Genomic DNA, 11,621 nt, shown 5'->3' on the forward strand with positions numbered 1-11,621 from the left:
TTCTTCACCTCTTTCCCTTAAGTCCCTGCTCTAAGCTTATTTTCACCAGCTTGGCTACCGCTTGACCTAAAGCGGTCATAGAGCCTGCATATTCATATAATGTTCCTTGCTGAGACGCTGCAACTGAGATGCTGTCCGTAGATGTTCCTGTAGCAATCGTCTTTGTAGCTGGATCTATGATACCCAGCTGTGACAGCGTTTTTGTTTTGGCTTCTGTGGCCGCAATAAAAAGCTGTAAAAACGCAGCATCCGTAAGCGTACCTTCAACGAAAAAAAACATATTAATTGTACCGGGAGAGGAATAGAACGGCACAGCTTCGTCAGCTGTAATATCTACTGCGTTTCCTACTCCAGCCGTTATCACGGAAGCTACTCTTACTCCGTAGCCTTCATAACAGTAAACTGCTCTTTCTTTTAACCAAACAGCTGTCATCAACCCTACGATTTGCTCATGGCGCACATTTTCTTTCATCAAATATTGCTCATACTCCAAAGAAGGAGTATCTGAATAATAGTCTTTGTGAACAAATCGATTGTAAAAGGTGTCCGTTTCCGTAATGCCTGTTCCTAAAACCCCTGAGCTGTATGTTTTATAAGAAGTCTCGGTTTTCATAATTAAAAGCTCAGGCCGTTCTTCAATTTTAAGATGTGAAAAGGGACCAATCCCCTTTTCAATTCGAACTGGAATATGGTCCCTCTTCTTATTTATTGTACACCTCAGGGTATACTGCTTTTGCTAAGTCCTCTAAGCCATCTACAATACGAGGTCCTAAGCGGTTGATTTTGTTTTGGTCAACCTTCTCGATGTTACCCTCTTTTACAGCAGTCATGCTGCTCCAAGCGGGACGCTTCATAATCTCATTTTTGTCTGCATCATACGTTGCGATAATAACGTCAGGGTTTAACTTAACAACTTGCTCTTCAGAAAACTTAACCCAACCCTTTTCACTAGCCGCTACGTTATCAGCACCGATCATAGTAAGCATTTCGTTCATGAACGTACCTTTTCCTGTTGTATAAATCTCAGGAGCTCCTGATACCTCTATCCATACTTTTTTACGATCTTCTTTTGAAATCGTTTTTGCTTTTTTCTCAATTGAAGCTACTTTTTCTTTCATGTCTTTAATTGTTTGATTAGCTTCTTTTGTTTTGCCCGTTAATTTACCGATTTGCGTAATAGAATCATAAACCGTATCAAACGTTGTTGAATCTTTTACAACAAATACCGGAATCCCCGCACTTTCAATTTGTTTAAATACTTCATCCGAAACGCCCATACTTGAAGCGTGTGCCAGCACTAAATCAGGATTTAAAGCAATAACTTTTTCTGCATTAACGTTCATATCTCCTACCTGCGCTTTTTTCTTTACGCTTTTAGGATAATCATCGTTGCTTGTGACACCGACTAATTCTTTTTCAAGGCCAAGGGCATATACAATCTCCGTATTACTTGGCATTAGTGAAACAATTTTCTTAGGCTGTTTTTTTAACGTAATTTCTTTATCACGCGCGTCTTTTACCTTCACAGGAAATGCAGCTTGTGACGTTTGTCCTGTATCTTGCTTCGTTTTTTTATCACTGTTGCTTTGGCTGCCTGCACCGCATGCAGCAAGTACGATGACTAACAGTGCAATAATAGAATACGAAAGCCATTTTTTCATCTAAATACTCCCCCTATATATTGTTCATTGTGAATACGAAACCTCCACGTTAAAGAAAAAGCAAATGATCATGCAAAAAGCAGCGCTATCCTGTTTTTCCGCTTTGACTATGTATACTGCTCGCAGGCAGCTTCAAAATAAAAAAGCTTTACTTTCAATTGAAAGCAAAGCAGGTAACGTCAAGATAAGCAGGAAAAGAATCCATTCACTATACTTGATATGTATGTTCATTACCCTGCTTCACCCTTCCTCGAAGGTTTCACAGCTAACAATAAGGCAGGTCTCCTGACTTACGCACAAAGCGCTTACAGTGGCGGGACCGCGCTGGTTTTTCACCAGACTTCCCTTTTCACTCAATCTTTAAATTGAGACCTTATTGCTTTACGATTATTCACTTGTCCTAGTATACCCCACTCATCGAAAAATGGAAATAGCAATTCTCACAAAAAAAGAGGTTGAGCCATAACTAAATCACTCCAATTTAAAGATGAACAAATGGGATAAAGAAGCTAATATGAATCGCTTGTTACAGCGCTGTTGATTTCCGTGCCAGGCTTCGCTTTCCGCGGGCGGCCGGTGAGCCTCCTCGTCGCTGACGCTCCTGCGGGGTCTCCCCTGTTCCGCTTTTCCCGCAGGAGTCTTCTCCTTGCTCTCCAATCAACCGCTAGAAGCAACTAAACACATAAAACCTACGTTCACTCTACCAATGAAAAAATCCGAACGAGTTAGATTCTCCATTAAGAATCTTAATTCATCGTTCGGATTTCCCTTCAACTAAAATACGTTTGTCCTAGTCTCCTTAGGTAATTAAAGAGTTGCTAAAAATTCACGGACCGCTTCAGGCGTTTTAGCATTTGCACTGTGCAAGTGTGCAATTTTTTCACCGTTTTTATATACAAGAAGAGAAGGAATACCCATTACATTGTTTTCAGCAGAAAGTTCTTCAAACTCATCCTTGTCAATTTTAAACCATGCTTTATCTGTATTTTCGTCAACGATTTCATTAATGAACATATCCAAACGTTTGCAATCAGGACACCACGTTGTCGTAAAAATCCCAACGCTTAGTGTTTCGTTCTTAATTTGTTCGCGAAATTGTTTTTCTTCCGTAAATTGTTTCATTGTGTTACCTCCAGCATCTATTCGTTCCTTCTCCCTATTCTATGGTAAGAAGTCTGACTTCATTATAAACGATTTTTTTATCGTTGTGCTAATGTTTCAGCTTATTTAGACCATAACGGTTTTAGACGTAAAAAAATGCTAGCTTAAAAAAGCTAACATTTCGAAATCGTAGAATGTTGTGTCTATTATCAGCTAAACCATTTAGGGGGCATATTTCGGTTCCAATAAATTTTCCCTAAATCATAATGCTTTTGAAAATTATCTGCAGCCGCATGATAGTGAAAATTAAACCAGTATCCATCTTTTGGAGGATTTTCACGTCGTACATGAAACCGTATTAAGTCCTGACCGGTCTCCCGGTCATATACATGGAAAATCTTTTCACCGTAGCCAGCAGCAGGGTGCTCGCTTATCTCGAGATTCTGAATCGACTGTTCACGTTCAGTGCCAATGTCAGTCAGCACTTCTTCAATTTTAGGTAACACTGCTTGACGAAATTCATCTTCAATGACAGGTCCAATTTTTGTTCCGAATTTTTCCACTGACTGTTTTTCAGCTGATTCCATTGCATACGTAACAAATGATGAAACGTCTTCATATTTTGGTTCTTCATATGGCAAATGAATATCTTCTATAACAGCTGTGATAGGAGTTGTTTCTCTTACATACCCTGCTTTATGTTGCTTGTCCGCTTTTGCATCATCAACGTATAAATATTCTGGTGGAGTGACAAGCCCAAATGTAAATACTGTAATAAATACAACTAGCATTCTTTTTATCCATCTAGGCATTCGTATCTTTCCTTTCTCATCTTTTCCCATATGGTCTTTTCATATTGTAAAATTCATTATCATAACTCACTAGGTATTGTAACATACTTATTAATTTTTTACCTATATTTGCTTATTCATTTATGCTGTCTACGGGCATTCGACTACTTTTTAGTTAGCACCTTCCTTCTTCTGTTTGCGGTTATCACACCGAGCGGAAACCTATACAAGATATTCCTTTTTTGCTGGATGCTTAAACACAAAAGTATTTTTATGTTCAAAAATATATCATACTTTTATGAACTTTAGATGAAATTCATAAAAAAAACTTCCAAAACTTTTTAATTCCTAAAAGGTTTTGGAAGTCTTTTCAATGAGCGTTATTCATTTTACTTTTTTGTTTATTTTTGTATATCAATTGTCCCGTAATGAAATTTTGATGTTTTTCGTTTTTGCACGGTAAATCCATGTTCTTCAAAACGAGTGCTTTTCCAATGATCTTTGAGCACGATCTTTTGTTTGGCTACTCTTTTTGCTTCTTGTATAGCCATTGGCGTTAGCGTGGTATACAGTGCTATTGCTTTAATACCGTTAATTCCATTCGATTCATCAATTTGCTCTTGAAACATAGGATCAAAGTAGACAACATCAAAAGAATTATCTTCACAACACGCCAAAAACGATTCAAAATTTTGATGAACCACGTTTATACGCTTCATTGCATCGTTCAACTCTTGTACGTCACTTTCCCAATTTAAAAGCCCTTGTTTGACTAAATAAGCTACATAGCGGTTGCCTTCTAGTCCGACAACTTTCCCGCTTTCTCCTACCGCTGCGCTCGCCATCATACTATCCGATGCAAGGCCAAGTGTACAGTCAAGCACGCTCATTCCTTTTTCTAAACCAGCCGCTTCAATAAACGGATCACTTTCTCCCCGCAGCCATCTCTTCACTCTAAACATAGCGGAGTTTGGATGAAAAAAAATAGGTTCCTCTTCGTTTTGAACGTGCAACTCTACTCTATTCTTACCGACAACCAGCACATCTGCAGCTTGAAGATTCTGAAGATCTGCAACGGATTTCTTCTCTCTTACTACAAAAGGTATACTTAAATCAGCGGCTACTTGTTTGGCTTTTACAATCATCTGTTCATTTGTTCGACCAGCAGTCGTAACAATCACTTTCATAACTCCCCCTACACTGTTTGGCTATTTACATAAAGAAAAAGGATGCCGATAGACATCCTTTTTCTTATAAAGTATATGCGATTTTTCTCTAAAAATCTATATACTAGATGTGACAAAAGCAGGACATTTTATGAACAGTGCTGCTTAAAGCCATTTAAAATGTTTTCAAAAATAACTTCTAACGGCTGACCTTCAATTTCATGTCGAGGAATAAAATGAACGACTTCTTTTCCTTTTAAAAGTGCCATAGACGGTGATGAAGGCTCAATGTCCCCAAAATATTCACGCATTTTAGCTGTTGCTTCCTTATCTTGACCGGCAAAAACAGTTACCACTTGATCTGGTTTTTGCTCAGACTGTAAGTACGCTTGTGTCGCTGCAGGACGTGCTAAACCAGCAGCGCATCCACAAACTGAATTAACGACAACAAAAGTTGTTCCTTCTGCGTTTTCCATAAAATCAACTACGGCTTCCTCTGTTGTTAATTCTTCATAACCAGCTTGAGTTAATTCTTGACGCATTGGTTTAACTAACTGACGCATATATTCTTCATATGCCATTGACATATTAACATTCCTCCTAACAATCATTCACGCTAAAAGCATACTATAAAAACCAGGAAAAATCTAGCTACTCACTCTTTAAATCCTTATCGCTGTCCCGTTCTCCTTTTCCATTTGACAAAAAAAGATTAAAACCGGGTCATATCATCTAATTTTTTTCCATAAAAATGTCGATTTTTACTATTAATATTCCATTTTTTGTACTATAGTAGTAAATAGTAGTTTAGTAGAAAGGATTTTCAAATTGAACCAGCGATTTAAACCGAACAAACGATTTAAGCCAAACAAACGATTTTATGCATTTTTGTCTTTAGTGTTAGTGATCGTCGCTTCTTTGTTTTTTATTACAGAAGCCAAAGGAAGTGAACCCGCTGCATCTCAGCAAGTCTTAGCATCTACTGCATTGCCGCTGAAAGAAGCTGCATCTTCAGCACAACCTGAGAAGCTGCTTAATACACTTCACCATAATATGTATGTAGGAAATACGGTGAACGATCAAAATCAAGCTCTTACACAGCCTGTTTACCTTACGTTTGACGATGGCCCAACGCCTGATACCCTTCACATTTTAGATGCTTTGCGTCAATATAACGTAAAAGCAACTTTCTTTATGTTAAAGTATCAAATTGACGCTCACCCTGAAATTGCTAAAAAAGTAGCACAGGAAGGACATGCCATCGGCTGTCACGGCGTCTCTCATGATATTCATGTCATGTATAGTGAAGACGGCGCCGCGTTAAAAGAAATGCAGGAGTGTCAAGCGACAGTTAAGAAAGTAACCGGTGTTGACAGTAAGTTAATCCGCGTTCCTTACGGCAGCGTTCCTTATTTAAAAGAGCCGCACCGTACAGAGTTGCTAAGCCACTTTAAATTATGGGACTGGAATGTAGACAGTGAAGACTGGGCACTTCGTTCTGCACCTAGAATTATTCAGGGCCTTGAACCTCATATTCAAGGGGTTAACTCCAATGGAAGAACACCAGTCATTTTATTTCATGATAAATCCTTTACGGCACAATCCCTTCCTGCTATTTTGACTTACTTAAAGCAGTCGGGCTATCAGCCTATTAAAATTGATAACACCATGCAGCCTATGCAGTTTCCAACTCCCGCTGCAAAACAGTCGTAAAAAAAAGATCATTCAAGTGAATGATCTTTTTTTTATGCTTTTCTGCTTTCCGTCATTTGTTTCCAAACAGAACCTTTTGCTTCTTCTCCGCCTTCGATACGTTCAATTGCTAGCTTGATTTGTAAATCTACCTCAAATTCTTTATCATTCTCTGCTGCTTTTAATGCAGAAAGAGCCGTCTCGTCCCCTACCTCGTATAAATACATAGCTGCACGCCAGCGAACAAGCTTGTTTTTATCGCTAAGAGCTTCACACATTGCCGGAATACCTTCTTCAAAACCTAAATCTGACATGCAGTCTCCAGCAGTACGGCGCACAGTGACTGATTTATCTTTTAATGCTTTGTATAAATAAGGCAGTACCGCTTTTGATTCAATCATTCCTAAATAGACCGTAGCTAAGCGGCGAATAGATGCTTTTTCATCATCAAGCGCTTTATTTAAAACGTCTAAATCAGCTTCTGTTGGATCCATTTGTTCTAAATGGGCATAGCGCACTGACCAATCGTTGTCTTCTAGCATTTCTTCTGTAACTTTATAGGTTTTACGCGGCTGTACAACTTTTCCGCCTTCTTTTTCTTCTTGTGCATTAGCCACAAGGCGAGTTAATCTTTCTTGCGGATATGCTGCTGCTAACTCTTCCACTACTTCGTCTCCGATAGCCGATAACTCTCCGTAACGAACGCCTTGTTCTTTCCATTTCCGTTCTAATACCACATTATCTGAAAAACGTTGAAGTTCTGCTACCGCTTTTGCGAATCGTTCGGGCAGACCAAAGCGCTTTTCTTCATTTCCGTCCGTTAGCTTGACTTGCATCGGTACATTTTTGAACATTTGAACTGACACATTGACCTCACCAAAATGCTCATTCATTTTGTGCTGTTCACTGCTGCTTTGCAAATCTTCACCAAACGCTGCACGAACTTGCGGCAAAATTTGCTTCCAGTCATATTTGGCATTTCGCTCTACTGCTAAGAAGTCTGCTACGTGGTAGACTCCTTTTACCCCTTCTACTTTCAAGATGTCTTGAACAACTTCAGGGGCTGCTTCAGCATTTTTTTCCGTATAGTTATTGCTTTTTCCGCCTGATAGCACTTCGTCTAAATTAATTTTCATTGTATTCGGACTTGGCGTTGGCTCAATTGATTTAATGTTCATATCGTATCGTACTCCTCTCATTAAAATTGTAGCATGTGCTTTATACTCAGTCTAACGACTTGTTTACGCGTTTTCAATTTCTTCAATCAGCTCTGAAAGCTCTGCCCAGCGATCAAGCAGTGCACTTAATTCTTCATTTACTTTTTCTTGTTCTAATGATAGGTTATGCGCTTTTGTATAATCGCTGCCCACCTGTTCAATTTCACTTGTTAAGCGTTCAATTTCTTCTTCTTTTGCTGCAATATTATCTTCGATTTCTTCCCATTCTTTTTGTTCTTTATACGTTAAGCGACGCTTTTTTGTTTTCTCCGGCTGTTTTGGCTTTTCTTCTTTCACTTTAGCCTGCTGAACCATTGCCTGCTTCTTCTTCATCGCTTCTTCCAATTGATCTGTATAAGCGCCAAAATAAATCGAAATGTTCCCTTCTCCTTCAAAAACTAGTAAGTAATCTGCTACTTTATCCAAGAAATAGCGATCATGTGATACCGTGATAACAACACCTGGAAATTCTTCGAGGTAGTCTTCAAGCACCGTTAGCGTTTGAGTATCCAAATCATTAGTCGGCTCATCTAGAAGCAAAACATTTGGCGATGTCATTAATAATTTCAATAAGTATAAACGACGGCGCTCTCCTCCGGACAACTTTTGAATCGGTGTTCCGTGCGTATGTGAAGGAAATAGAAATCTCTCAAGCATTTGCGACGCAGAGATCATTTTCCCATCCGTCGTATGCACCACTTCTGCCGATTCTTTAATATAATCAAGCATACGTTGATTCAAGTCCATATCATCGCTTTCTTGGGTATAGTAAGCAACTTTAACCGTTTGTCCTCTGTCAATTTCACCGCTGTCCGGCTCAATGCGTCCTGCAATCATATTCAACAGGGTAGACTTTCCGCTTCCATTTTTTCCGACAATTCCAATTCGATCTTGTTTTTTCACGATGTGAGTAAAATCTGAAAGAATGATTTTATTTTCATACGTCTTAGACACATCTTTTAATTCAAACACTTTTTTCCCAAGGCGACTGCCTGCTAAACTTAAATCCAGTGATTCTTTTTCAGAGGAATCGATTTTCCCTTCTAATTCATCAAATCGCTGAATACGCGCTTTTTGCTTAGTCGTACGCGCTTTTGCTCCTCTGCGAATCCAAGCCAATTCATTGCGGTATAAGTTGCTTAATTTTGCTTGAGTTGCTTTTTCCTGCTCTTCTCGAATCGCTTTTCCTTCTAGAAAAGCAGCATAGTTTCCTTTATAGCTATATAAATTTCCACCGTCTAATTCAAAAATCCGGTTTGTAACAGCATCCAAGAAATAGCGATCATGAGTAACAAGCAGCACGGCTCCTTGATATTTAGATAAATATTCTTCAAGCCATTTAACGGTCTCATAATCTAAGTGGTTAGTCGGCTCATCTAAGATCAGTAAATCAGGTGTTTGAATTAGGCTTTGCGCAATGGACACGCGCTTTTTCTGTCCACCTGAAAGCTCACCAATTTTTGCACTCATATTTGAAATTCCAAGCTTCGTTAAAATCGACTGTGCGTTAGAATTGGCTTCCCATGCGTTCATCGCATCCATTTTCTGCTGTAAATCATACAATGTTTGCTGATTTTTTTCGTTTGCAGAGTCTTGCTCTAACGCATACAGAGCTAGCTCATAGTTTTTTAATAAGTTAAGAAGAGGCGTATCTCCACTGAAAACTTGCTCCAAAACCGTTAAGTCTTCATCAAAATCCGGATGCTGCGGTAAATATGTTACGCTGTAGTCTTTAGCATGAACAATATCTCCTTCGTCTCCGAGCTCTAAACCTGCGATAATTTTAAGAAGCGTTGATTTCCCTGTTCCGTTTACACCGATTAAGCCGATTCGCTCATTTTCCGTAATGGTAAATGTTAGTTGATGAAACAGCTCTTTTTCTCCATACGTTTTTGTTAAGTTTTCAACAGTCAGCATTTTCATAATGATAATTCCACTCTTTCTTAAATTGAACTAAAAATTCTTTCATATATGTATGTCGCTCTTGCGCTAGAGACCGTGCTGTTTGAGTATTCATTAACGCAGTGAGCTTTAATAACTTTTCATAAAAATGTGCAATAGCCGTTGATTTCCCGTGTCTGTATTCTTCTTCCGTCATCTCACTTCGTACAGCAATATTTTCATCATACAAAGCCGTGCCTTTAGCACCTGCATACATAAACGTACGTGCGATACCAATTGCACCAATCGCATCTAAACGATCTGCATCTTGAACAATTTGACCTTCAAGCGTAGCCATAGCCGGACGGTTTCCGCCTTTAAATGACATCGTTTGTAAAATGTGAACGATATGCTTGCAGTTCTCTTCTTCTACGCGCTGACTCTTCAGCCACTCCCCCACTTCTTCGTACGCCTTTTCAACATCTTCCACTAGCTTATCATCTACAACATCGTGTAAAAGTGCGGCTAGTTCGATAACTTCCCGATTGCCGCCTTCTTTTTTATATAAAAGCACTGCATTTCGACGCACGCGATCGATATGCTGCCAGTCATGACCCGTTGTGTCATGCGCAAGCTTTGCTTGAACCCACTTTTCCGTTTCCACTATTTTATTCATTTGCTCACCTCAATTATATCCACCATTATTTTAGCACAAAGTGAGGCGCTCGTCTCACTGACAGCGGATCACCGTTTGAAAACCCTGGCTAAAAAACAAAAAACAGATGGAGATCCACCTGCTTTTAAAGCAATTCTTTTATATCTTTTTGAATATCTTTTGGTGCAGTTTGAGGTGCGTATCGCTTCACGACTTCACCTTGACGATTCACTAAAAACTTCGTGAAATTCCACTTTATCCCTTTGGAACCTAGTAGACCCGGTGCTTGTTCTGTTAAGTATGTAAATAATGGGTGTGCATGCTCCCCCTTTACATCCACCTTTGCAAACATCGGAAACGAAACGCCATAGTTTAACTCGCAAAATTGTTCAATATCATTTGAATTTCCTGGCTCTTGACCACCGAACTGATTGCAAGGAAAACCTAGAACTGTTAGACCGTTTTCTTTTTCTTCTTCGTACAGCGCCTGCAAATCTTTATATTGAGGGGTGAAGCCGCACTTGCTAGCTGTATTCACAATCAACAGCACGTCACCTTGATAGTTAGATATCGATACGTCTTCGTCTTTAATTGTTTTTGCCGAGTATTCATACACGCTCATCAAAACGCCTCCTTTTCCCTATTGTAATTCACTTTATTTCGGAAGTACAACTGAAACGCTCTTATGATTTGTCGTAAAGAACCTTTAGCTGATCAGTCGTTTGCAGCATGTAATCAATCATCTCGATTAAATCTCCTACTTGGTCTTCGTAAATAAATCGGTTAAAGGTTACCTCAATATTGTTTTCATATTCGCTTCCTCCGATTTCATGAGTAATACGCTGCTTCACAACTCTTGTTGTTCCCCAAATCCGCTCACACATTTCCTGTATGTTTTGAAACTCGGCTTCTTCAAACGGTTTTTGTTTTTTTAGCTGAAAGTGAATATAAACTGTACACCCTGGTTTTTCTACACGGGAAGGCGTTAATTCGGCATGAATGTTGTCTAAGTCGGTTGATAAAGTTAGCGACGCGGTACAGCAAAAATGCTGTTGAAAAGAAATGCGGTACGTTCGAGTAAACTGAGCTAAGTCTACAAAATCTTCGCGATTCGTAACAGATACTTGCCCAGACAAGTCAAGATCATAGATCTCTCCTTCTACAACAACTTTTAAATTATCAAATACAATTGGATCAAACATTTCAACTACTTCCTTTTTTATAAAATACGAACAGTCAGCTCTTCTTCTTTCTTGCCAAATTAATTCATAACATACCTGTTATTTTGTTTTATATTGCAAGAAAGAGATTGAGATACAACTAAGTCCACCCAATCTACATCTAGAAGCCGCTACACCTATGAAACTTCTTTTTACCATAACTATGAAAAAATCCGAACGAGTTTGATTCTTCATCAAGAATCTTGCTTCATCGTTCGGATTTCCCTTCAAATAGAA

Annotated in this window: 13 protein-coding genes and 1 riboswitch; of the genes, 1 reads left to right on the forward strand and 12 read right to left on the reverse strand. The window is 39.0% G+C overall.

Annotation, left to right across the window (positions count from 1 at the left end; translation table 11 throughout):
* Positions 1–4: 4 nt before the first annotated feature.
* The 7 genes from MMB69_RS14820 to MMB69_RS14850 form a co-directional block, all read right to left on the reverse strand.
* Entirely contained in the window at positions 5–613 is a 609-nt protein-coding gene (locus tag MMB69_RS14820; protein ID WP_153252464.1) for an adenosylcobinamide amidohydrolase, read from the reverse strand.
* Positions 614–701: 88 nt separating this feature from the next.
* Positions 702–1,661 carry an ABC transporter substrate-binding protein gene (locus MMB69_RS14825; protein WP_277447910.1) on the reverse strand — a complete coding sequence of 320 codons (960 nt, stop codon included), beginning with the start codon at positions 1,659–1,661 and terminating at the stop codon, positions 702–704.
* A gap of 258 nt (positions 1,662–1,919) precedes the next feature.
* Positions 1,920–2,052, reverse strand: a riboswitch (cobalamin riboswitch).
* A gap of 135 nt (positions 2,053–2,187) precedes the next feature.
* On the reverse strand, positions 2,188–2,322 hold the full coding sequence (locus MMB69_RS14830) for a hypothetical protein (protein WP_277447911.1): 135 nt from the start codon (positions 2,320–2,322) through the stop codon (positions 2,188–2,190).
* 146 nt (positions 2,323–2,468) lie between these two features.
* Entirely contained in the window at positions 2,469–2,783 is a 315-nt protein-coding gene (locus tag MMB69_RS14835) for a thioredoxin family protein (protein ID WP_050690020.1), read from the reverse strand.
* A 188-nt stretch (positions 2,784–2,971) separates the two neighbouring features.
* Positions 2,972–3,574 (reverse strand): YpjP family protein, encoded by a 603-nt coding sequence (locus MMB69_RS14840; RefSeq protein WP_194273252.1) that lies wholly within the window; start codon positions 3,572–3,574, stop codon positions 2,972–2,974.
* A gap of 380 nt (positions 3,575–3,954) precedes the next feature.
* On the reverse strand, positions 3,955–4,734 hold the full coding sequence (locus tag MMB69_RS14845; RefSeq protein ID WP_277448057.1) for a class I SAM-dependent methyltransferase: 780 nt from the start codon (positions 4,732–4,734) through the stop codon (positions 3,955–3,957).
* A gap of 134 nt (positions 4,735–4,868) precedes the next feature.
* Positions 4,869–5,306 (reverse strand): BrxA/BrxB family bacilliredoxin, encoded by a 438-nt coding sequence (locus MMB69_RS14850; protein ID WP_057243854.1) that lies wholly within the window; start codon positions 5,304–5,306, stop codon positions 4,869–4,871.
* Positions 5,307–5,547: 241 nt separating this feature from the next.
* On the opposite strand from MMB69_RS14850, the gene MMB69_RS14855 reads away from it, so the two are divergent.
* Positions 5,548–6,432 (forward strand): polysaccharide deacetylase family protein, encoded by an 885-nt coding sequence (locus MMB69_RS14855; protein ID WP_269871581.1) that lies wholly within the window; start codon positions 5,548–5,550, stop codon positions 6,430–6,432.
* A 32-nt stretch (positions 6,433–6,464) separates the two neighbouring features.
* Here the strand turns inward: MMB69_RS14855 and MMB69_RS14860 are convergent, their stop codons facing one another.
* The 5 genes from MMB69_RS14860 to MMB69_RS14880 all read right to left on the reverse strand — a co-directional run bounded on the left by MMB69_RS14860 (position 6,465) and on the right by MMB69_RS14880 (position 11,366).
* A complete protein-coding gene (locus MMB69_RS14860) occupies positions 6,465–7,589 on the reverse strand; it encodes a conserved virulence factor C family protein (protein ID WP_277447912.1) in 1,125 nt (374 codons plus the stop codon).
* 63 nt (positions 7,590–7,652) lie between these two features.
* Complete coding sequence (locus tag MMB69_RS14865) at positions 7,653–9,551, reverse strand: ABC-F family ATP-binding cassette domain-containing protein (protein ID WP_277447913.1); 1,899 nt, start codon at positions 9,549–9,551, stop codon at positions 7,653–7,655.
* Complete coding sequence (locus MMB69_RS14870; protein ID WP_277447914.1) at positions 9,532–10,185, reverse strand: HD domain-containing protein; 654 nt, start codon at positions 10,183–10,185, stop codon at positions 9,532–9,534. Before MMB69_RS14870 ends, MMB69_RS14865 begins: the two co-directional genes overlap by 20 nt.
* Positions 10,186–10,309: 124 nt before the next feature.
* The gene (locus tag MMB69_RS14875) at positions 10,310–10,786 is read right to left on the reverse strand and encodes a glutathione peroxidase (protein WP_221782742.1); all 477 of its coding nucleotides are present in this window, start codon (positions 10,784–10,786) and stop codon (positions 10,310–10,312) included.
* 61 nt (positions 10,787–10,847) lie between these two features.
* Positions 10,848–11,366, reverse strand: coding sequence for a hypothetical protein (locus MMB69_RS14880; RefSeq protein WP_028408806.1), 519 nt, complete (start codon positions 11,364–11,366; stop codon positions 10,848–10,850).
* Positions 11,367–11,621 lie beyond the last annotated feature (255 nt).

It is taken from the genome of Priestia sp. P5, from assembly GCF_029522155.1.
Taxonomy (GTDB): domain Bacteria; phylum Bacillota; class Bacilli; order Bacillales; family Bacillaceae_H; genus Priestia; species Priestia megaterium_E.